This window comes from Acinetobacter sp. BIGb0196, assembly GCF_011759595.1.
Classification (GTDB): Bacteria; Pseudomonadota; Gammaproteobacteria; order Pseudomonadales; family Moraxellaceae; genus Acinetobacter; species Acinetobacter guillouiae.
In genome coordinates this window covers 1,150,951-1,173,283 of sequence record NZ_JAAOZA010000002.1, presented here as the reverse complement: position 1 = coordinate 1,173,283, position 22,333 = coordinate 1,150,951, and the positions used below count along the sequence as shown (strand labels likewise).

Here is a 22,333-nt window from a genome sequence, read left to right as displayed (position 1 = left end):
TCCTTGGATCAATTGCATCATAATTAATTTGGGATAGTGTAGCAAAATGCAAAAAATCATGCTGACGTTATTCGTCGCTTCTTTACTTGGTGGTTGTTCTGTATTTGGAGTATACAAAGTCGATATTCCTCAGGGAACACCGTTAACCCAAGCTCAAGCTTCAAAAATTCAAGTCGGTATGACCTACCAACAAGTACAGTTCTTGTTGGGTAGCCCAACAGTCTCAGATCCATTGAATCCAGGACGATGGGATTACATTTACAACTATATCCCAGGAACTTACGCGAAAAAAGCGAAGATTCCCGCAGCACATGGCCAACATTTAAAGGTTTATTTTGATCAATCAGGTGTCGTAAACAAAATTGAAGGTTTAGAAACCATTCCTGAGTCTCAACCTGGTTTACCTGCTTCTAAAGAAGCAATATTGAATGCGCCCCCACTATAGACACTTTGCGATAAAAAGAAACCCCTCAATGAGGGGTTTTTCATATGCATTCAATTGTTTAAAGCGATTATTGTAAATAACGCCTTATTTAAATAACAATTGTTGATAGCGATTGCCACGACAGTAACGTCCGACAGGATTTGCTTTTGCGCGATTGCGACGAATATCTTTTGGATTAATCGTTAAAGCTCTATAAATTTCAACACGATCACCTGCTTGTAGCAAATGCGATTGCGCTTTTATTTTCACTCCGAAAATACCGAAACTAAAATTTTCAGGCAATTCTACTTGTTGTGCCAATCCACTTTGCGCAATTGCATCGGCAATCGTCATGCCTTGAGAAAATTGTAACTCAATGTGAAATTGTTGCTTTTCGGCAGCATATGCCACCCAAATTTTTGCCACGAGATCCACCTTGACCCTTAAATTAACTGTCCAATATAGGATACCAATGCCAACACAATGCTCAAAGGTAAAACAATTCGTACCGCAATACGCCAAATATTATAAAACGCTTCTGAACTAAAATTGATTGCTTTACGCAGGTGGCTGATTTTCATGATCCAACCCACAAAGATTGAGTAAATCAAGCAAATGACCAAGCCCCAAATCATCAGCAATGGATTAAACAGCACTGCAATGTTTGGAATTGCCCAAATGAATAATGCCAGCAACAACACTACAAATTGAATAAATATTGCGACTTGGCGTTGAGCTAACTGTTCTTTGCCTAGTTGTAATAATAACGCGGCTGAAATGACTGCAGTAAATAATAAAGTATAGGCAGGGATTTGCGCTGAAGCTGCAAAAAAACCAAAGGCAATCACAGCAACCAATTGCGCAATCCAAATCGGTAAAGCTGTTTTAGACGCCTCATTATTCTGTTGAACATTCAACAAGCTGGTTTGCCAATACAAGCCTAAACCGAGACCTGTGGCCACAAGGGCTAAAATCGTTGCATTGCCCCATTCCTTAAACTCTACAGGAGTAACATGCCAAGCGGGTAAGTGTGTACCGAAAACTTGTGCAAGGATTAAAGAAAGCAGCACGCCTATCGTGATCAAACCCACTAAAATTTGACGAGGTGCAAAAGACAAAGCAAAAGCCACCACAGCGGCACCTGCAAATAACAAATGACCTTCTATCGGTAAATTCGCAATCTGCACAGCACTTTGACTGATATTCGATAAAATCCCACCCGCTAAGAATGGAATAAAAATAACAGCCAGCCAACCCACAATACGCCACGATTGAGATGCGTCAGCATCACGAGTTAAGCTAGACAAGGCATTGAGTGCAGTTGTTTTAGAACGCTTTGCTAAAGCAACTTCTAAATAAGTAATCGGCAATGCCAACACCAGCATTGACACTAACCACAATATCCAAAAATCAATTTGTCGATCAGTTTGAATATCCAGACTTGGAGCTAAACCTGCGATAATCATAAATGATAAACAAAATGCCATGAGCGGCGATAACCATCGTGACATAGAATAATCCTGCATGAGGTGTTTCGTAAAAAGTTCTGCTATTTTGCCTTTGTCGATGATGAAAATCAAAGCTTAAAAGAAAAAAGCAAATCACCCCTCGATGATTTGCTGCGCTAGATATTGTTATAATCTTTGTTATTTCTTTTTATCCCCTCTGAATTTTTTTAGTTAGAGAGCTGGTGATTCCCATAATTTCACAATCATAAAATGCCTGTAAATTATGAAAAAAATCTTGCAAACCAATTTTTGCCTTTTTTCTTTTCGTTTTCTTTAATGATCCCCATCATATTTAATTTTACAGCCCCTACATAATCTGCATCATCATGCTGAATATGATTAATTAACCATTTAGACAATACTTCATGCAATTCTTTTTCTATAGAATGCCCTTCTTCAAAACTGGTACGATAACTTTCGATACGTTTAATAAATAAGTCATGTACGCGTTTATGAGGAACACGGTATTTATAACCCGCTTCTTCTTGTAAGCTTTCTTCAAAGGTAAAATGGGATTGTGTATAGTCAATAATATTATCAAGAATTTGCTTAATACGAGTACGATCCGTTGCCATACCGATTTCATCAATTTCATTGATATAATCCAAAATCCGTTTATGTTGATCGTCGATCACATCGATACCCGTATTATATTCTGGAATCCATCTCATCTTCATACGATCACCTTAAAATAATGTCTTGACCTTCAGCAACCATATTAACGGCTATCTCTCTAAATAAAAATGAACTGTATTAGTCGGGATTCATTAAAAAAACTATGAAATAAATTAAGTTATTGTTTATACTTAGATAATATTTTAATCCGCACTAAAAGAGTAAGATATTTTTTAACCAATTATTAAGTTTAAATAATTTTATTGATTGTCTATATTTATTATTTAGAATGAATAAATGATTATGAATGTGTAATCTAAAAATTTTAAACAACCACTCAAATGATATTTTACTTACTATTTTCAACACGATTTCTCGTGATAAAATCACTCAATCATTTTTGCAAAATAAGAAAAAATATTCTTTTGTGATTTTGTTATATTTTTAAATAATTTCTTTATTCAAGTGAAATTTATTTTCTATTTTTATTCCGCTTATTTCATGATTTACTCTTAAAAGAGTTGAAATATAAATTTTATCACGACAATTTTATATAATAGACTTCTTTCATAAGTCCTTTTTAAAACCATAAATCAACATAAAAGCGCCCTCATCCTAGCCTTCTCCCAAAGCGAGAAGGAACTTTCAATACCAATATGATTCATGCCACATAATCATTTTTTGATTTATGAAACAACTTTAATATTTAAACAATTATAACGATATTATTACTCATTTTTTTCAAGAGAATATGATTAAACATTATTATTTTGATTGTCTTCTGTTTGTTGTAGTAGCATCAAAATACTCCGTTAAGTATCAAAGATGACCATCCTATACAATTTAATATGAGACTTTGATCATTCAAAATAATGCGATTTACAATAAATAATTCGAAGTAATTTTTACAGGATTTAGTGAAAAAAACCCTGTAACCGAATGATAAGGAAATTGCTATCGATCTAAGATAATTCTTGCATCTATAGCTAGTACAAAAGCACCTATAAAAACCTGAATGGGCTAGTTAAATTGAATTGTTTTTTATTTTTACAATGATTTATACTTGAAAAACATGGAGTTATCGAATAACACCTCCCCCCAATCATCATATGAATTCATTCAGATCAAACTAATATTGATCTGCCTTGGTGACTCTAACCAAACTTGGATCAGCAGCCTCACGAGCAAGTCTTTCAACATGTGTTGTTGCTGTTTTTATCACTTGACCATCTTTAAATAAAATCATCTCACCAGGTTGGTATGCGGTCCAAACTTCATTTTGAGTTAATGGCTCTGTGGTAATCACGGCAACACGATCTTCTTTTGTCGTAAATTGACTAAAATCAATATCGACATCAATATCGACCAAGCGTGCATATGTAAATGGATACTCGCGTACAATCCAATGCAGCTTCGTTGTCGCATAACTAAACAATGCTTGTCCATTGGAGAGGCAAAAATTAAAAGTGCCATATTCTGCAATTTTAGGTGAAATTTCTTCAAGCAAGGCAAATACATCATTTAAACTCGGTTCAAAATAACCAAATCTTAAAACCAGTTGTTCAAGCAAATAACAAAATGCCAGCTCACTGTCGGTACTGCCTACAGGGGTAAAACGCCCTGACAAATGTGGATGAAAGTTATGTAAATCACCATTGTGCGCAAAAATCCACTGTCTACCCCATAACTCACGAATAAAGGGGTGGGAGTTTTCTAAGGTGATTTTACCTTGAGTTGCTTTGCGAATATGCGCAATCACATTCCGTGATTTGATTGGATAGTTACGTACCAGTTCAGCAATCGGTGACAAGACTGCAGATTGATTGTCGACAAATAAACGACATGCTTTATCTTCAAAAAAGGCAATGCCAAACCCATCAGAATGATCAGAGGTTATTCCTGCACGTTGAGAAAACCCACGAAACGAAAAAGTAATATCAGTGGGAGCAGCGCAGTTCATTCCAAGCAATTGGCACATAGTGTATTCATACAACATTTTATTTATAAGAATATTGTGCATGACTACGCAGCTGCTTGCAAATCTCAATAACTGAAAATAACTGCAAACAGATGCATATTATACCCATGACCTAACCCAGATCAGCAAAATGATTTGGGTACTTTTAGGATATCAAACTCTAAGTACCCTTATTTTTCGGACACTCAGCGATTAACCATTTTGTTTAAAACAAAGTTTTTGGCAATTTCATTGACATCTAAAAAGACAAAATAATCTAAACAATTAAATGCTTCATCGTGATATGCCTGTTTCGATAAACGCGCATTCATTTTCAAATAGACATCAAACAACTTTGGAATTCGTTCATCTTGTGGAAAGCTATACTCTGGATGGCTCGGTTCAAAAGCGGGATTTGCCTTTATATCAATCGACTGTTTGGCAGTCATTTTCTTCAAATGCTGATGCGTATAGTAAGCACGTGCCTTATTGTCTTCCAAACGGATACTGACACATCCCATTAAGTGTTTTGCTTTCATTTTCCATAGCACTGTCGGAACCAAATTTAACCACAACATCGACAATGCACGTCCATTACGATAACGCGGATGTACACACGTACGGCCTATTTCCACAATATTGGATAGATGTGAAAGTTGAGAAACATCAAATTCTTGTGCGCTATAACTACGTGCAAGCTCATGCCCCTGAATCAACTTCAGACGTGTATAGGCAACAATCTCATTGCTCCATTTATCACGTAATACCGCATGCTCACAATCAAGGTCATATAAATCTTGATCTAATCCATTTTCAAATGTAATGCCAAACTGATCTGCGAATTGTACTGCACGAAATTTTTGTACTTCTTTGAGTTGTTTCAGGTCTTCAACCCATTCAAATTTATATTGTGATTGTGCTTTTTTAGGTTTTGGTAACGGTAAATTTAAGTTCTGGAAGTTCTGACGATACTGATTTAATTTTGCGAACATATTTTCGACTCCTTGAGCTTTTACTTACACTAGGCAATCCCGATGACACTTATATGACGAAAAAATGACCGTTTAAAAACACGCTATGAATGGTTAATTTGAAATAAAATCGGCAAAACAAAAAGCCAATGTTTTACACTGGCTTTTGAAGAAAAATAATGTACTGATTAAAAATTATTTCTGAGGCTTGGCACGGTTGGTAATTAACGTTCCTACACCATGATCGGTAAAGATTTCTAAGAGTGTTGCATGAGGTACCCGCCCATCTACAATGTGCGCACTCACAACCCCACCTTTAACCGCATCTAAGGCACAACCCACTTTAGGAATCATCCCCCCGTAAATCACCCCAGTTTCAATGAGACGATCGACTTCTTGAGTACTTAGTCCAGTCAGGAGGTTTTTATTTTCATCTAAAACACCTGATATATTGGTCAATAGAATCAATTTTTCCGCGCCCAAAGCTTCTGCCACTTTACCTGCGACTAAGTCTGCATTGATATTATAAGTTTGACCGTCTTCATCTACACCTAAAGGCGCAATCACTGGAATAAAATCACTTTGGGTAAACATTTCTAAAACGTCAGTTTTAACCCCAGTCACTTCCCCAACTAGACCCAAGTCAATTTGCGTGACTGTACCATCTGCAAGTGTCTTTTCCATCAAGAGCTTTTGAGCACGCAATAAATTACCGTCTTTACCCGTTAAACCAATGGCACGTCCACCATGCTGATTAATCAGATTAACGATAGATTTATTGACGCTGCCGCCTAAAACCATCTCGACCACTTCCATGGTTGCAGGATCCGTTACCCGCATTCCATCAATACGATCAGACTCACGGCCCAACTGTTTAAGCAATGAATCTACTTGTGGACCACCACCATGTACGACAATCGGATTTAAACCTACAGTTTTGAGTAAAACGATATCGCGAGCAAATGAGCTTTCCAACTCTGGATCAGTCATTGCATTGCCACCATATTTTACAACGAGTGTTTTACCTGAAAATCGTTGAATATATGGCAAAGCCTCTGTCAATATTTGCGCTTTGTCGATGCCAGTATGCTGATGTGGCATTCGCCTCTCCTTAGTGAGCTGTAGGAATTAGACTGATGAATATGGATGATGCAAGAAATCAGTGTGCCTGTAGAATATCTTGGGCGATCATAGGATAACGATCACTGAGCATAGACGCAAATGTCTGACGAATTTCATTTAAACAATTTGGACAATCTGCATCAAAACGTACGGTAAAATATTCACCTGTATTTGATGCCCGAATAATGCCAAAACCATGCTCAAAATCAAGGCGAACACCATCGATTTTACTCAGCTCAGCACCAAATTGTTGACTGAGCTGTTCGATCTCATTCAAAACAATTTTCGGATCAGTACGATGGGTACTGATATAGGTATCTTCAGTATAAAAACGATCTGGATAACAAGCTAAGATTTCAGACAATGTTGCTTGAGGGAAACCACATAAGTATTCCATCACACGTAAGGCAGCATATAGACCATCGTCATAACCAAGTCCACGCCCATCATTAAATACATAATGACCTGCGTACTCACCACCAAAGACAGCCTGGCCTTTTGATTGCGACATGTATTTGCGTAAAAAACTGCTACCAGTTCGAATCATCTTGGCTTGACCGCCCAAACGTTCAACCACTTGACGTACCATAGATGAACATTTCACATCAAACACAATTTCATGCTGTGGATGATCTTTTAAACACATTTGGGCAAACAATGCTAAAAGCCGATCCGCTGAAATAATATGGGCATTTTCATCCAATAAAACCACGCGATCACCATCACCATCTAAAGCGATACCAATGTCTGCCTGATGATTGAGTACATTTTGTCGTAATAATTCTAAATGTGTGGCTTGTGAAGGATCTGGTGCATGGTCAGGGAAGTTTCCATCAGCATTACAGCGTAATGCAATCACCTCACAGCCCAATTTTTTTAAAACAAGATTAGCACAAAAGCCTGCGGAACCATTTAAGCCATCAATCACGACTTTGAGCGGTCGGGTTAAGTGAATATCTTTTAATAATGCAGATTTATAGGATAAACAAAATTCAGATTTAATTTGATGAGCCGCTGTTTGAACAAACGATCCTGTATCAAGCAATGGAAACTGCTCACTTTGCAGATAACTTTTTGCTTGAGTGCCTATGTTTTGAATCATTTCAGGAGACGGTGGCTCAAACTGCATAATCCATTTAATACCATTGTCGGTTTTTGGATTATGACTCGCTGTCACCATAATGCCATTGCCCTGCGTATTTCTTGCAGCAAAGTACAATTGTGGCGTAGCACAACAACCTATTTCAGTGACTTCAATGTCTTTATTTTGAAATACCTGTTTGATAATTTGAGCATACGCAGGACTACTTAATCGTGCATCGTATCCTAAGGTGATTTTTGATTGACCCTTTTCAATCAGTTGATCAACTAAAGCATATGCGATTGCCTGAATCAATTCAGGTGGCATCATTTCAACTTTTCCACGAATATCATAGGCGCGGAAAATCTGAAAAGGAAAATCATTCATCTTTTTCATAAGCAAAACTTCTATTTGCTTAACCCTTTATTTCGTCAGCTTAATCTCTCTAATGATAAGCAAGCAATTCATTTATATGAGAATATTTATATCGGGTCAAATGCAATATACTAAAAAACTCTTGATAATATATTCAATTTTATATACAGCGTTATACATACTTTTTGTTACAAATAAACATAATACTAAAAAAGCCTGATAAATCAGGCTTTAAAATAATGAGAGAAATCTAGTTCTTCCCAGTGTGACCAAAACCACCTGCACCACGTTCAGTCGCTTCAAATTCACTTACAATATCAAATTGCGCTTGAACTACAGGCACTAAAACATACTGTGCTAAACGCTCACCTGGTTCTAAAGTAAAGGTGGTTTGACCACGATTCCAAACAGAAACCATCAATTCGCCTTGATAATCTGAATCAATTAAGCCAACCAAGTTGCCCAATACGATCCCATGCTTATGGCCCAAGCCCGAACGTGGTAAAACCAGACCAGCAAAATTAGTATCTTCAATATAAATGGCCATACCTGTTTTAACCAACACAGTTTGACCAGGTTCAATTTGAATCGCTTCTTCTACACATGCACGTAAGTCCAAACCCGCTGAACCTGTTGTTGCATATGTTGGCATTGGCCATTCTTGACCTAAACGTTGATCAAGTACTTTTACTTGAACTTTCATATTGAAATCCTTGGTTAAATAAAGCTGTTAAAGGTTCTTCTATGTCTTCCGATCTGTTCAAAATCAAATCGAAAGAAAAATAAAAGAACTGATTTAAAAAATTAACGTTTTAATAACGCTTTTAAGTTTTGTAAATATTGCTGTGCCTGTTGCTTAGGATCAACATTTTCAGCTAATTTTTTCTTACGACCTAACCAATCCAACTCATCTTGTGGTAATTCATCTAAGAAGCGGCTTGGGGTCATTTGTTTCATTTGCCCACCATTTTTACGCTGTTCAGCCAAAGTTAAGGTCAAACCTTGTTGTGCACGGGTAATGCCTACATACATTAAACGGCGTTCTTCTTCGATCGTTTCAGCGGCAATGGAGTTCTTATGTGGCAGAAGCTCTTCTTCTAAGCCCATAATATAAACAAATGGAAATTCCAGACCTTTAGATGCATGTAATGTCAGCAGGTTGACCTTATCAGTGTCTTCATCTTCCTGCTGCTGCTCAAGCATATCCAGCAACACCATTTTACGAATCACACTTTCAATGTTCTTTTCATCTACATCTTCAGCACGATTGATTAAGCTTTGAATACTGGTATAGAGCATCTCCACATTATCAATCTTGGTTTTTTCTTGTGCAGGCGTTGCAGCCGTTTCACGTAAATAATCGATATAGCCTGCATCATTCATCATTTGACGAATTTTAGGAACAGGTTCATCGTCATCTAACAATTCACGAGTGAAATCATTGATAAAGCCAGCAAACTCAGCCAATTGTGTGGTGGCCTTTTTCGGCATCACCATAGTTAAGCGTTGATCACTTGCCGCAGCCAACAGTGATAAATGATTTTCTTGGGCAAAAAGACCTAACTTCTCAAGTGTTACTGGGCCAATTGCACGTTTAGGCGTATTGATAATACGAAGGAAAGCACTGTCATCTTCAGGGTTAATGATGATGCGTAAGTAGCTCATCACATCTTTAATTTCTGCACGACCAAAGAAAGATTGACCACCAGAGAGCTTGTATGGAATCTGCATTTGACGTAGCTGAGTTTCCAATACACGTGCTTGGAAATTTCCGCGATACAACACCGCATAATCTTTCCAGTTTTTACCATTCATCAATTTATGCGTGAGCAGGTCTTTTACCACACGTTCAGATTCATCATCATCATTACGACAGGTGATGATTCGAATGACTTCACCATGACCTTTATCACTCCACAACTTTTTATCAAAGATATGTGGATTATTTTCAATGACATGGTTCGCGGCTTTTAAAATACGACTGGTAGAACGGTAATTTTGCTCCAGTTTAATCACTTTTAAATTGCGGAAATCTTCTTTTAGCAATGCCATATTTTCAGGCTTTGCGCCACGCCATGCATAAATGGATTGGTCATCATCACCTACAGCGGTGAACTGCCCCATCACACCGACCAATAATTTTACCAAAATATATTGCGCGGTATTGGTATCTTGATACTCATCCACGAGTAGATAGCGAACCCGGTTTTGCCAACGATCACGAACTTCTGCATTGTCTTGTAAGAGACGTGTTGGCATCACGATCAGATCATCAAAATCTACAGCGTTATAAGCCCGTAAATTTCGTTCATATAATTGATACAAGTGGGCAAACTGCACATCTTCTGGTGTTTCACAAGTCGTATGTGCTTGCTCAGGCACAATCAAATCATTTTTCCAATCAGAAATTTTCTTCATGGCTTTAGCAATCAATTCTTTGCTTTCAGCACCCGATAAATTATCACGATGCATCAAGTCCATAAGAATACGCTTACAGTCATCTGCATCAAGGATTGAGAAATTATTTTTAAGTGGGGTATTTTTCAGCTCAATTCGTAATAAATTTAAACCAAAGGTATGGAAGGTCGAAACTGAAAGCCCTTTCCCTTCTTCTTTACCTAACAACTTACCCACACGTTCTTTCATTTCACGTGCAGCTTTATTGGTAAAGGTCATTGCGGTAATTCGATGCGCAGGAATCCCACACTGCTGGACCAAATACGCAATTTTTCTTGTAATTACTGAGGTTTTACCTGAACCCGCCCCTGCAAGTACTAACAAGGGTCCTTGAGTATATTTCATGGCTTCAAGTTGCTTGTCATTCAGTTGACTTGCTTTCGACATTGTTCATCCTCTAAAAACTTCGAGCTCGATTATAGTCATCTAAAGTAGAGTTGCAAAATGCTTAATTTGAATTTTTCCAATATAAAAACCAGATAAAAATCATTTCAGTTAAATTCTGCTTTAGTTTCAAACCTTCTTATTTCAATACTCTATTTTGTTATGAGTTGTTGTTATTCAGTTGACTGGCGATCAAGTGGCGAAAGCATAACCAAAAGCTATCACCCAAAGCCATCATAACGGCTAGCAAATAGCAGCAGCAAGAAGAAAGACTGTCACCGTATCGACTCTAGTTATAATGATAAAAAACCTTAACCTCATCCTTAGACAAATTGATGAGATTTAAGCAAAAATTTGGAAAATAAAAAAAGGAATCATAGCGAACCATGACTCCTTTTCAATGCCTTCAACCAAAAAATACGTTACTGTTGTTACGATTTCTTAGTTTGTCGCATATTAGTTTGCTGCATAAATGCTGATTTCAACACGACGGTTCTGTTCACGACCCGCAGCAGTTGAGTTATCTGCGATTGGGTTTTGTGAGCCATAACCTTGAGTATCAATACGGCTTTGCACGCCTTTACCTTTAAGGTAGTTTGCAACTGAGTATGCACGGTTTTGAGACAATGGAATATTGATTGAATCATTACCTGTATTATCGGTATAACCCGTTACAAGAATTACACTCTTATTGTCTTCCATTAAAGTTTGAGCAACTTTATTTAAAGTACCGTAGAAGTTCGGTTTAATTGATGACTTGTTGGTATCAAATGTAATGCTACCTGGCATAACTAAAGCTACAGAACCATCTGGATTACGGTTAACTTCTACACCAGTACCCTGCATTTGCTGACGTAATTTCTTCTCTTTATTGTCTAAATAAAGACCAGTACCCGCACCTAAAAGCGCACCAATTGCTGCTGCACGATTATTTTGTGCAGATGAGTTTGCATTACCACGAGACAAACCATAGCCCGCTGCTGCACCGATCAAACCACCAATAGCAGATTTGTCGTACTCCATACCACCGATGTTATTACCAGTTGATTGACAGCCAGAAAGTACTAAAGCCCCTGCTGTAAGTGTTGTAATTAATAGTGCACGCATTGCATGCCTCCAAGTTGTGTTTTTTGTTAACTTAATTTTGGTATAAAAAACAAAGTGCCACTATAGGCATTTTGTTAACAATCACGTATTTTTTTACATTTTGTAATATTTACAATGAAATTTACAAAAGTGATCATCATAATTTATACATAGTCATTAAATGTGTCTTTTTAAATTGCATTGTAACGATTATATTTAAGGCCTGTGGACAATTCGTCTATGTTTGCGATTATGTATATTTCTGGGTGATACGAGGCAACAAATACGAAATTTATTCATTCTAAATAATGATAAACATGGTTTCCAATGTCGCAACGTAGCAGTAAAAAATATCTAGTCGCTTGAACTGGCACTCACAATAAATCATTAGGACTGTTCTATGTCATCTCAACAGCAGAAGCAACCTATTTTAAAAAAAATTACGAAAGGTTTAACCGTTGGCTCAGTGATTACTGGCAGTACTTTTTTTCACGGCCCACCTGTTTTAGCTTTAGGCTTGACCAAATTATTTAAAAAGTCAAAAAAGGTGGATGAAACCAATATCAATATCACCAATAGTTGGTTAAGTGTCAATAATTGGTTGATTGATCATGTTCTTCCCGAAACACAATGGGACATTACCGTTGATGAAAACTTGGATTTAAATATGCAAGGTCGTTATTTAATGACCTGTAACCACCAAAGTTGGGTCGATACCACAGTAAACCAGTATTTTGGTCTAACCCGTATGCCACTCACCCGGTTTTTCACCAAATGGGAACTTATTTTTATACCGTTTGTCGGGCAAGCATTTAAAATTCTTGGCTTTCCAATGATGAAACGCCATACCAAAGAGCAGATTGCAAAGAATCCTGAACTGAAAACACGTGATATGGAAGAAGCACGTAAAGCCTGTGAACAGTTATTAAGCCAGCCTTTCACATTGCTCAATTATCTTGAAGGAACACGCTTTACCCCAGAAAAACATGCTCAACAACAATCCCCTTTTACCAATTTACTTAAAGCTAAGGCAGGTGGACTCGCACTCGCTTTAAATATCTTAGGTGATAAGATTGACGCACTGGTGGACATGACCATTGTTTATCCAGATGGTGCACCCGGTTATGGAGAATTTTGGTTAGGTGAAGTACCACGAATTGTGGTCAATATGCGTAAAATTGAGATTCCTGAATGGGTATTGGGTGGCAATTATGAAGATGATGCAGAATATCGCGAACGCTTTCAAAACTGGGTTGATGATTTATGGACTGAAAAAGATCAACTGATTAGCGCCATAAAACAAAAATATAACCACTAACGTTCAATTGAAGAAAAAATCACAGAATAGGATGGATATGACAGAGCAAGTTCCACCACTCGAAAACAGTACAGAAACGAAAAACGATATGTCACGAGGATGGTGGATCGCTTTTGGTTATGACATCTTTATGATGTTTATCATCGTCTTCAACCTATTCTGTTTATGTGCCAATGCTTTTTTAATGAGTAATTTTGGTGACTGGCTTTTCAATGAAATTCATTTACCGCAAGTTTTACAGTATTACAAAACAGATCTGCATCCATGGGTGATTAAAACGGAAAGCTGGTTTATCACCTTTTTGATTGTTGAATTAGGCATTCGCTGGCTCATCGCAATTATCAACAAACATCATGCGCGTTGGTTTTTCTTTCCATTTATTCATTGGTATGAAATTTTAGCGATTATTCCTTATTTACGTTTTTTACGTTTAATTCGGGTCGGTATTATTGCTTATCATTTTCATGAGTTAGGTTATAAGGTTATTCCTGATAACATTCTAAAACGTGTGCTGTTTTATTATCGAGTGCTGATGGAAGAATTATCTGATCGTGTTGTGATTACAGTCATTGATGGAATTAAACAAGAATTAGACACCAGCTCAAGTCATAAAAAAATCATTCATGATTTAATTGATCATCATAGAGATCGTTTTGCACAAACTTTAGCTGAAGTCTTACAAGAGTCTTTGGCCACTGAACTAAAAGCACAAAGTCATGTGATTACCCATAATGTCGGACAGATTGTACGTCAAGCGATTGAGGACACCCCGCAATTGACCCAGTTATTGCGCATGATCCCAATTGCAGGCAGTATGATTGAAAATCAGATTCAAAATATTGGGCAACAGTTAGGTGAGAACATTACCCAAGGATTGGTTGAACCTTTTACAGAAGGCAATCTACACAATCCAAACGCGACCTATCAACTGATCTCAACCAAATTAAGCCAGTTAAATATTGAAAATCAGAAGCTTGAAGAACTGGTTGAATCTGTGGTCTATGAAAGTTTAGAATCGTTAAGGAAACAAGTGAAAGTAAAACAATGGCAGCTTGAATTAGAAAAAAATGATCAAGTAAAAGATTAAGTGATTCAAAGAATAAGCAATTCATTGAAAATATTTGTATCTTTGCTAGAGAAATCATTCAATATGTTCTAGCATTTGCCCTATTTCACAATTTTTGACGCTTAGATAGAAAATTTAGGTCACACGCCTTTTAAGGAATAATTATGGCTGATATACGGATTACAGGCAGAATGGTTAATTTTACCCGATTAACCTTCGATACTAATGATCATGATGCCATCCGCCAGCAATTAACTTCAATGATGAGTGAAACCTCTTATCAAGGGGCTTTAGTCATTATTGATAGCACAGTTGAACAAGAGCTTATTGCCCTGATTCAACTCATTATCAGTCTAGATTTACAGCCTATGGCTGTGATTGATGGTTTATTGGGTGATCAAGCACGTGCAATTCAATTTCCAGTCTTGCCTGCCGATCGTCCATTGCAACGGATTAAACCGACGAAAGAGCAAGTGGTTGAAACACCAGTAAAAGCTCCAACTGTGGCGACCCCAAATGCAAGCGTTGATACACCTAAAACATTGAGTCATATAACCTCATACCATGATGAAATTTTAAGAACTGGTCAATGCCTAGTTCAAGATCATGGGGACATCATACTGAATGCTGGTATTAACAGTGGTTCGGAAGTGATTGCTTCAGGAAATATACATATCTATGGCAGTGTTCGTGGTAGAGTCATTGCAGGCGCAGGTGGTAACACCATTGCAAGAATTTTTTGTCATTCACTAGAAGCCGAATTGGTTTCTATTGCAGGAACATATTGTGTGGCAGATGACATTCCTCAAGATGTCATTAAAAAGGCTGTACATATTTACTTGAATGACCAGCAAGAGCTAGTGTTTGAAGCTTTGCAATTTTAAGGTATAAATTAACACCATATAAAACTCGTTTAATCGGGTAAAATGACCATAACAGGAGTGGATTCGGTGGCCAAAATTGTTGTCGTTACATCAGGCAAAGGTGGCGTAGGTAAAACTACGACGAGTGCATCTTTTGCAACAGGATTAGCCCTACGTGGTCATAAAACTGTTGTGATTGATTTCGATGTGGGTTTGCGTAATTTAGATTTGATCATGGGCTGTGAACGCCGCGTGGTGTATGATTTTGTTAATGTCATCAATAACGAAGCACGCTTACAACAAGCATTGATTCGTGATAAAGATATTGAAAATCTATATATTTTACCTGCATCACAAACCCGTGATAAAGATGCGTTGAGCGATGATGGTGTTGCTCGTGTAATCGATGAGCTTTCGCAAGAGTTCGATTATATTATTTGTGACTCACCTGCGGGGATTGAGCGTGGCGCGATTTTAGCCATGTATCATGCAGATGAAGCAATTATTGTAACAAACCCAGAAATTTCTTCTGTTCGAGATTCAGACCGTATTATCGGTATGCTCGACAGTAAGACGAAAAAAGTAGAAAACAACGAAGGGCGTGTTCGTAAGCATTTATGTATTACGCGTTTTAACCCTGAACGTGCCGATAAACAAGAAATGTTGACCATTGATGATATCTCAAAAGATATCTTACGTGTACCAACTTTAGGCGTCATTCCAGAGTGCCCTAGCGTGCTTCAGGCATCGAATGAAGGTAAACCTGTCATTCTTTACCAAGAAGCATCTGCTGGGCAAGCATATGATGATTTAGTTGCGCGTTTCTTGGGTGAGGAACGTCCTTATCGACATATTACAGTGAAACCTAAGGGTTGGTTAGCACGGTTATTTGGAGCGTAGAAATGGCAGGATTTTGGAGTAAACTTTTTAGCAATGATGACAAACCATCTAGCGCCCAAACTGCTAAAGACCGCTTAAAAGTTATTGTTGCTTCTGAAAACGGTTTGGGCAAACGTTTAAGCCAAGACAAGATTGACCAAATGAAGAAAGAAATCATGCAAGTGGTTAATCGTTATGTCCGTGGTGTGGATGAACAGCATATTCAAATGCAAGTTCGTTCTGAAGCCAACATTGAAATGTTGGAAATGAATATCAATTTACCTGAAGAACGATAATTTCATTATTGATTAGTCAAGTGAATTGATTCAGGGCAAAATATAGGGCAGAGTCAAAAAGCATTGCTTTTACTCATGCAATATATTTTGCCCTTTTTATTTTAGATTTTTTTCAGCTAAATATTGTATTTATCCTTATTAAACGAAAGATCAATAAGGTTTATATAATGCTGCAAATCAATCATTAGATTTAGAATTATTTTATTTTGAGGAGATGCTGTTATGGCACTTTCACAGCCAGCAACGTTCAATGAAGAATGGTCAGACGAGCGTGTATTTGCCTACTTAGATCAACTTCCTCCTGAAGGTACCAATACAGATTTTCATGTACTTTATCACGCATTTAAACATATGCGCCCGTTTGACTATGAACGCTTGTTAACCAAGTTTGTTGCTGATGGTCGAGACATCAATGCAACCAATCCTGAAGGTCAACGTATTCATGATGTGATCGCAGAATATCCGCGTCAAAAAGAAGGTTTCTTAGATGTATTGGCAAAGTTTGCTTAACGACTAAATACGCGAATAACACGATACAACTCAATATTGTTAATCAATAAATGCCTGATGAATTTCATTGGGCATTTTTATTTTATATAGCCCTCTTTTCCTCAATGTATATCTCAAAATTCTCAAACGTATCCTCATCACTATTGAATACAATGATTTAAATACTTATACACATCAACATGAATAAATAAACTTTTATAGAGTTACACTATTTCATTTTATCTTTAACCATGTTTTAACGTCTTCCAATCTTAATTTAATTCAAACAACAATATGCTGTGTAAACTAAATCCTACAGTTAGTTATCATCCTGCCATAAAAAAACCCAGCTTACGCTGGGTTCTTCGAATCAAATCAGTGCTTAGTGAGCAGCGAATTGGTTCATTGTGTTTTTAGCATCGTCATGCGCTTTAAGTGCATTGTCACCAGAGAAGATTTCTTTGTGATCATCACCGATGTCAGAACCCGCCATTGCTTGGTGTTTAACACAAGCAATACCACCACGGATTTCTTTACGTTGTACGCCAGCAACATAAGCCAACATACCTTCAGTACCGAAGTAACCTTGTGCAAGCTCATGAGTAGAAAGCGCAGCAGTATGGTAAGTCGGAAGTGTAATCAAGTGATGGAATACACCAGCTTCACGTGAAGCATCTGCTTGGAATGTACGGATTTTCGAGTCAGCATCAGCAGCCAATTCAGAAGCATCGTACTCAGCGCTCATTAATTTAGCACGGTCATAAGCAGAAACATCTTTACCTTCAGCAACCCAACGATCGTAAGCTTGTTGACGGAAGTTTAAAGTCCAGTTGAATGATGGGCTGTTGTTATAAACAAGCTTCGCATTTGGAACTGTTTCACGTACACGGTTAACCATGTGTGCAATTTCTTCAACGTTTGGAGTCGCAGTTTCGATCCAAAGAAGATCTGCACCGTTTTGTAAGCTAGACACACAGTCAAGTACAACACGGTCAATTTGAGTACCTTCACGGAACTGATATAAGCCAGAAGCTAAACGCTTAGGACGGTGTAATTTACCATCACGTTTAATTAAGATTTCATCTTCTTGAGCATCAGCAATATCAATTTCAGTTGTGTCTAAGTAGCTGATATATTGAGAAGCAATATCACCTGGCTCTTTAACCACTGGGATTTTTTGAGTCAAGTCAGCGCCTTCAGAGTCAGTACGCGCAACGATGATACCGTCATCAAGACCCATTTCTAAGAATGCATAACGTAATGCATGGATTTTAGAGATAAAGTCTTCATGTGGAACTGTTACTTTACCAGCTTGGTGACCACATTGTTTAGCATCAGATACTTGGTTTTCGATTTGTAGTGCACAAGCACCAGCTTCAATCATCTTACGTGCAAGTAAATAAGTCGCTTCTTCGTTACCGAAACCAGCATCGATGTCCGCAATAATTGGCACAACGTGAGTTTGGAAACCGTCGATTTGAGCAGTGATTTCAGCAGCTTTAGCAGTATCACCAGCTTCGTTTGCTTTTTTAAGCGCACGGAATAAATCGTTAAGTTCTTTCGCATCAGCTTGACGTAAGAATGTATAGATTTCAGCGATTAAAGCAGGTACAGAAGTTTTTTCGTGCATAGATTGGTCAGGAAGTGGACCGAATTCTGAACGAAGTGCAGCAACCATCCAACCAGAAAGGTAGATATAACGTTTGCTTGTAGTACCGAAATATTTTTTGTTCGCAATCATTTTTTGTTGCGCAATAAATCCATGCCAGCAACCTAAAGATTGAGTGTATTTGCTAGAATCAGCATCATATTCAGCCATATCACGACGCATGATCGCAGCTGTATATTTAGCGATATCTAAACCAGTTTTGAATTGGTTTTGCAGTTGCATACGCGCAGCATCTTCTGGGCTAATATCGCGCCATGTGCTTCCGAATTTTGCTTTTAATTCACGGATTGCATCAATCGCTGTTTGGTATGTAGTCATGATATGTTCCTGTAATAATATTAGGATTTCATCAATCGAAGAGCTAAATCCACTCGGTATTTGTTTGTTCAGATTTAGAACACTTCGTTGTTATGGTCTTAGCTTAGATTGACTCCTCAAATTAATCCAATATTCTGAGTTAATTTTCAGTATTTATTTAAAAAATATGTAGATCAAAGTCGTATTATAATTATATTAAAAACCAATAAACCTTTAATTTATAAAATTTTATTTAAATAGCGATCACCCCTGTTTTGCTTAAATATAAGGCAATTTATTCATTTTATCACTATTAGACTTAAGTCTGAGCTTGTAACAAAAAAACCAGAACTGGGTTTTTTTGATATAAAAATATCCTGAATGATCAAGAATTGCTCAAAGCATAATCGGCTGATTCATCGATTGATAAACAATGTTGTTGCTCAAAAATCTGATTGCCTTGATGTATAATGGGCAGATTAGGATTTATTCAAACATGCATCTCAATTTAAAACTAAGACAATAAATCTTGATCCTTCTACAACAATAAATCGCCTGCTGTTTTTTTATCTACTTTTTACACAAAAGCATTTCCTTATGGCATAATCCCCTGTGATTTCTAAATTTTATTTTCGGTATTTTTTTTATGAATCTGGAGCGGGTCGATCTCAACCTCTTAATTTACCTTGACGTTCTTTTACGTGAAAAAAATGTGACTCGTGCTGCTGAACAGCTTGGTGTTACCCAACCCGCAATGAGTAATATTTTACGTCGTCTTCGTAATTTATTTAATGACCCTCTTTTAATTCGTTCTTCTGAAGGTATGACACCAACAGAACGTGCTTTAGAATTACAACCCCGCATCCGTGACGCACTGTCTGATTTATCGATGATTTTGGAACCTCGTACTGAGTTCCGACCTTATACTTCAAACCGTGTATTCCGTATTATGACCTCTGATTATGCCGAAGCGACACTTGTTCCTCGTCTAGTCAAAGCGTTGCGCTCAGAAGCACCGAATGTTGTACTCGACTTTTTAACACCAAGTGACGTGTCATATCGTGACATGGAACAAGGTAAAGTTGATTTAGCCATCAACCGTTTTAATGAAATCCCACAAAGTTTTCACCAAGTTTTAGTATGGCGTGACAGTTTCTCTTGCTTACTCAATAACAAACATCCCGCTTCGAGTAATTTAAATCTTAAAAGTTATTTAGATGCACAACATATTTGGGTATCAAAAACAGGTATGGGGGTCGGTTTTGGTGTGAATCCTGAGAAACAAGCAGGATTGGGTTGGATTGATCAAGCTTTAGAGCGAATTGGTCAAAAGCGTAAAATTTCAGTCTTTACCCGTCATTATCAAATGCCAGCATTGTTGGCTTCAAATGTTGATTTGATTGCGACGTTACCAACCCGTATCGCACGTTTGCAGGCCAAAAGCCAAAATTTACTCATTAAAGATCCGCCTTTTTACATTCCTGAGTTTGAATTAAAAATGGCATGGTGCCCATTACTTCATCATCATCCTGCACATCGTTGGTTACGCCAATTGATTCTTTATGTTGCACGTCAAATGATTGAAGAAGAAAATCGTGAATTTATGCAAAATAATTCGCATTTTTCTCAATATTAATAGGAATTTTCTTAAATTCTTATCATTTCAAGCTTATACTAATTCCAGATCGGTAGTGTGTTACTCACTACCACCCCCTTTTATGTGTTAAAAATATCTCATAATAATGATGATCCATAGGTGGATTCGTGAGCCTGTTCCAGAATATCCTAATCATCGCTGTCCTCATCGCAGGAGCTGGTTTTTTATCTTTAACTGAAATCGCCCTTGCAGGTGCGCGTAAAGTTAAACTCAAAATTCTTGCCGAATCTGGCGATGAGCGAGCACAAAAAGTCCTAGACTTACAGCAAAACTCTGCCGATTTCTTTGCCGCATCCCAAATCGGTTTAAATGCTGTTGCTATTCTTGGCGGTATTTTAGGTGAAGGTGCCTTTCGCCCTTATTTTCTTGAATTTGTCTCGCGTTTCTATGTTGGAAATTGGACAGAAACCATTAGCTTTGTCCTCTCATTTACTTTAGTCACTTCACTGTTTATTCTTTTTGCCGATTTAATGCCAAAACGTATGGCAATGATTGCACCAGAAAAAATTGCGGTTTCAGTCATTAATCCCATCCAGATCTTTATCGTGGTCTGTAAACCCTTAGCATGGTTTATCAATGCGGTGGCTAATTTGTTGTTCCGCTTGTTTAAAGTCAATACAACACGTGAAGACAACATTACCTTTGATGATATTTCAGCGGTAATGGATGCTGGTGCTCAGGCAGGTGTTTTACAAAAGCAAGAACATCACTTTATTGAAAATGTATTTGAGCTTGAAGAACGTAATGTTCCATCCAGTATGACCCCACGTGAAAATGTGGTGTTTTTCACTTTAAAAGAGCCTGAAGAAAGTATCCGCCAAAAGCTAGCTGAATACCCTTATTCTAAGTTTTTGGTTTGTAACGAAACCATTGATCAAGTGATTGGCTATGTAGATGCCAAAGATATTTTGGTGCGTATTCTGAATAACCAGAAAATTAATCAATTACATGAATCAACTATTCGTACAGTATTAACCATTCCTGACTCATTGACCCTTTCTGAACTTCTTGACCGCTTCCGCTCAAGCAAAGAAAAATTTGCGGTGGTATTTAATGAATATGCACTTGTGGTTGGTGTTATTACCCTGTCAGATATCATGATCACAGTGATGGGCGACTGGGTTACACCAATGGATGAAGAGCTACAAATCATTAAACGGGATAACAACTCATGGTTGATTGATGGGAGTACCCCAATTGAAGACATGAAGCATGCTTTAGCCATTGATGAGATGCCAGATGAAGAGAACTACGAAACACTGGCAGGCTTTATGATGTATCAGTTAAGAAAAATTCCTAAACCAGCTGACACAGTGATTTTTGGTGGTTATAAATTTGAAGTGGTCGATGTTGATCATTTTAAAATTGACCAGCTACTTGTCACACGATTACTTGAAAAAGCAGAACCATCAACATCAGAAGATTCTTCACAATAAGTTTCTTTAGCGTATTTAAAGCTTAGCAATTACCTTACTAAGCTTTTTTTATGAAAAGTGGCGCTTTAAGATTAAAACTTCCAGAAGGTTATTGATTAGATTATGGGCTTTTGATTTATAAATTTTAAAAATATGAAAATTAACATGAACACAATTTATAAAATCAAAAAAAATAATAAATTTAAAAATCAATAATTTATATTTTATAACCATTTTGGTGCAAAAATAATATTCATTTTTAAATATCTGTTTTGAATACTCTATTTATTTAAAAAATAGTACTGAATTCAGTATTTCTACAAGGATATTTTAATTTAATCAAATAACTATTAGCATGCTTCTGCTTAAAAAACTAAAAGACTTCTGTTAAAAAAGTCTCATTC

Annotated in this window: 20 protein-coding genes; 9 read left to right on the top strand and 11 right to left on the bottom strand. The window is 37.2% G+C overall.

Translation table 11 applies throughout. The annotated features are described in order from the left end of the window. Positions 1-46: 46 nt before the first annotated feature. The gene (locus FHR28_RS18185; protein ID WP_004722739.1) at positions 47-445 is read left to right on the top strand and encodes an outer membrane protein assembly factor BamE; all 399 of its coding nucleotides are present in this window, start codon (positions 47-49) and stop codon (positions 443-445) included. An 84-nt stretch (positions 446-529) separates the two neighbouring features. On the opposite strand, the gene FHR28_RS18180 is transcribed toward FHR28_RS18185, so the two are convergent. The 10 genes from FHR28_RS18180 to FHR28_RS18135 form a co-directional block, all read right to left on the bottom strand. Continuing rightward, positions 530-850, bottom strand: coding sequence for an RnfH family protein (locus FHR28_RS18180; protein WP_004722741.1), 321 nt, complete (start codon positions 848-850; stop codon positions 530-532). Positions 851-867: 17 nt separating this feature from the next. Then, the gene (locus FHR28_RS18175; RefSeq protein WP_216076339.1) at positions 868-1,950 is read right to left on the bottom strand and encodes a hypothetical protein; all 1,083 of its coding nucleotides are present in this window, start codon (positions 1,948-1,950) and stop codon (positions 868-870) included. Between the two features lie 203 nt (positions 1,951-2,153). Further along, positions 2,154-2,609 (bottom strand): bacteriohemerythrin, encoded by a 456-nt coding sequence (locus FHR28_RS18170; RefSeq protein ID WP_056514616.1) that lies wholly within the window; start codon positions 2,607-2,609, stop codon positions 2,154-2,156. A gap of 1,067 nt (positions 2,610-3,676) precedes the next feature. After that, positions 3,677-4,525, bottom strand: coding sequence for a class II glutamine amidotransferase (locus tag FHR28_RS18165; protein WP_016539214.1), 849 nt, complete (start codon positions 4,523-4,525; stop codon positions 3,677-3,679). Positions 4,526-4,710: 185 nt separating this feature from the next. Next, positions 4,711-5,496 (bottom strand): GNAT family N-acetyltransferase, encoded by a 786-nt coding sequence (locus FHR28_RS18160; RefSeq protein WP_105713223.1) that lies wholly within the window; start codon positions 5,494-5,496, stop codon positions 4,711-4,713. A 174-nt stretch (positions 5,497-5,670) separates the two neighbouring features. Continuing rightward, positions 5,671-6,576 (bottom strand): acetylglutamate kinase, encoded by a 906-nt coding sequence (gene argB, locus FHR28_RS18155; protein WP_004722746.1) that lies wholly within the window; start codon positions 6,574-6,576, stop codon positions 5,671-5,673. Between the two features lie 58 nt (positions 6,577-6,634). Continuing rightward, on the bottom strand, positions 6,635-8,074 hold the full coding sequence (locus tag FHR28_RS18150) for a phosphomannomutase/phosphoglucomutase (protein ID WP_154129633.1): 1,440 nt from the start codon (positions 8,072-8,074) through the stop codon (positions 6,635-6,637). Between the two features lie 229 nt (positions 8,075-8,303). Then, on the bottom strand, positions 8,304-8,756 hold the full coding sequence (gene dut, locus FHR28_RS18145) for a dUTP diphosphatase (protein WP_004722748.1): 453 nt from the start codon (positions 8,754-8,756) through the stop codon (positions 8,304-8,306). Between the two features lie 101 nt (positions 8,757-8,857). Then, on the bottom strand, positions 8,858-10,897 hold the full coding sequence (locus FHR28_RS18140) for a UvrD-helicase domain-containing protein (protein WP_004722749.1): 2,040 nt from the start codon (positions 10,895-10,897) through the stop codon (positions 8,858-8,860). 453 nt (positions 10,898-11,350) lie between these two features. Beyond that, positions 11,351-12,001: an OmpA family protein gene (locus FHR28_RS18135; protein WP_056514630.1), complete on the bottom strand. Its 651-nt coding sequence runs from the start codon at positions 11,999-12,001 to the stop codon at positions 11,351-11,353. A 379-nt stretch (positions 12,002-12,380) separates the two neighbouring features. Between FHR28_RS18135 and FHR28_RS18130 the strand changes: the two genes are divergently transcribed. From FHR28_RS18130 to FHR28_RS18105, 6 genes are all read left to right on the top strand, one after another. Continuing rightward, a complete protein-coding gene (locus FHR28_RS18130; protein WP_105713225.1) occupies positions 12,381-13,298 on the top strand; it encodes an acyltransferase in 918 nt (305 codons plus the stop codon). Positions 13,299-13,335: 37 nt separating this feature from the next. Further along, positions 13,336-14,385 (top strand): hypothetical protein, encoded by a 1,050-nt coding sequence (locus FHR28_RS18125; protein ID WP_004722756.1) that lies wholly within the window; start codon positions 13,336-13,338, stop codon positions 14,383-14,385. A 143-nt stretch (positions 14,386-14,528) separates the two neighbouring features. Further along, positions 14,529-15,248, top strand: a complete 720-nt coding sequence (minC, locus tag FHR28_RS18120) for a septum site-determining protein MinC (protein ID WP_004722759.1) — start codon at positions 14,529-14,531, stop codon at positions 15,246-15,248. Positions 15,249-15,314: 66 nt separating this feature from the next. Further along, positions 15,315-16,127 (top strand): septum site-determining protein MinD, encoded by an 813-nt coding sequence (gene minD, locus FHR28_RS18115; RefSeq protein ID WP_004722761.1) that lies wholly within the window; start codon positions 15,315-15,317, stop codon positions 16,125-16,127. A gap of 2 nt (positions 16,128-16,129) precedes the next feature. After that, positions 16,130-16,402 carry a cell division topological specificity factor MinE gene (gene minE / locus FHR28_RS18110; protein WP_004722763.1) on the top strand — a complete coding sequence of 91 codons (273 nt, stop codon included), beginning with the start codon at positions 16,130-16,132 and terminating at the stop codon, positions 16,400-16,402. A gap of 222 nt (positions 16,403-16,624) precedes the next feature. Beyond that, on the top strand, positions 16,625-16,912 hold the full coding sequence (locus FHR28_RS18105; RefSeq protein WP_004722766.1) for a PA4642 family protein: 288 nt from the start codon (positions 16,625-16,627) through the stop codon (positions 16,910-16,912). 361 nt (positions 16,913-17,273) lie between these two features. Here FHR28_RS18105 and FHR28_RS18100 read toward each other — a convergent pair whose 3' ends face one another. Continuing rightward, positions 17,274-18,878 (bottom strand): isocitrate lyase, encoded by a 1,605-nt coding sequence (locus FHR28_RS18100; protein ID WP_056514634.1) that lies wholly within the window; start codon positions 18,876-18,878, stop codon positions 17,274-17,276. A gap of 625 nt (positions 18,879-19,503) precedes the next feature. On the opposite strand from FHR28_RS18100, the gene FHR28_RS18095 reads away from it, so the two are divergent. Together FHR28_RS18095 and FHR28_RS18090 are read left to right on the top strand one after the other, a co-directional pair. Next, entirely contained in the window at positions 19,504-20,493 is a 990-nt protein-coding gene (locus tag FHR28_RS18095) for a LysR family transcriptional regulator (RefSeq protein WP_004722769.1), read from the top strand. A 128-nt stretch (positions 20,494-20,621) separates the two neighbouring features. Next, positions 20,622-21,950 (top strand): hemolysin family protein, encoded by a 1,329-nt coding sequence (locus tag FHR28_RS18090; protein ID WP_056514641.1) that lies wholly within the window; start codon positions 20,622-20,624, stop codon positions 21,948-21,950. Positions 21,951-22,333: the final 383 nt, after the last annotated feature.

Bases quoted from the DNA above. Each gene is read 5' to 3' on its own strand.
- FHR28_RS18185 (WP_004722739.1), top strand. From the start codon at position 47: ATGCAAAAAATCATGCTGACGTTATTCGTCGCTTCTTTACTTGGTGGT.
- FHR28_RS18175 (WP_216076339.1), bottom strand. From the start codon at position 1,950: ATGCAGGATTATTCTATGTCACGATGGTTATCGCCGCTCATGGCATTT.
- FHR28_RS18170 (WP_056514616.1), bottom strand. From the start codon at position 2,609: ATGAAGATGAGATGGATTCCAGAATATAATACGGGTATCGATGTGATC.
- FHR28_RS18165 (WP_016539214.1), bottom strand. From the start codon at position 4,525: ATGTGCCAATTGCTTGGAATGAACTGCGCTGCTCCCACTGATATTACT.
- FHR28_RS18160 (WP_105713223.1), bottom strand. From the start codon at position 5,496: ATGTTCGCAAAATTAAATCAGTATCGTCAGAACTTCCAGAACTTAAAT.
- argB (WP_004722746.1), bottom strand. From the start codon at position 6,576: ATGCCACATCAGCATACTGGCATCGACAAAGCGCAAATATTGACAGAG.
- FHR28_RS18150 (WP_154129633.1), bottom strand. From the start codon at position 8,074: ATGAAAAAGATGAATGATTTTCCTTTTCAGATTTTCCGCGCCTATGAT.
- dut (WP_004722748.1), bottom strand. From the start codon at position 8,756: ATGAAAGTTCAAGTAAAAGTACTTGATCAACGTTTAGGTCAAGAATGG.
- FHR28_RS18140 (WP_004722749.1), bottom strand. From the start codon at position 10,897: ATGTCGAAAGCAAGTCAACTGAATGACAAGCAACTTGAAGCCATGAAA.
- FHR28_RS18135 (WP_056514630.1), bottom strand. From the start codon at position 12,001: ATGCGTGCACTATTAATTACAACACTTACAGCAGGGGCTTTAGTACTT.
- FHR28_RS18130 (WP_105713225.1), top strand. From the start codon at position 12,381: ATGTCATCTCAACAGCAGAAGCAACCTATTTTAAAAAAAATTACGAAA.
- FHR28_RS18125 (WP_004722756.1), top strand. From the start codon at position 13,336: ATGACAGAGCAAGTTCCACCACTCGAAAACAGTACAGAAACGAAAAAC.
- minC (WP_004722759.1), top strand. From the start codon at position 14,529: ATGGCTGATATACGGATTACAGGCAGAATGGTTAATTTTACCCGATTA.
- minE (WP_004722763.1), top strand. From the start codon at position 16,130: ATGGCAGGATTTTGGAGTAAACTTTTTAGCAATGATGACAAACCATCT.
- FHR28_RS18105 (WP_004722766.1), top strand. From the start codon at position 16,625: ATGGCACTTTCACAGCCAGCAACGTTCAATGAAGAATGGTCAGACGAG.
- FHR28_RS18100 (WP_056514634.1), bottom strand. From the start codon at position 18,878: ATGACTACATACCAAACAGCGATTGATGCAATCCGTGAATTAAAAGCA.
- FHR28_RS18095 (WP_004722769.1), top strand. From the start codon at position 19,504: ATGAATCTGGAGCGGGTCGATCTCAACCTCTTAATTTACCTTGACGTT.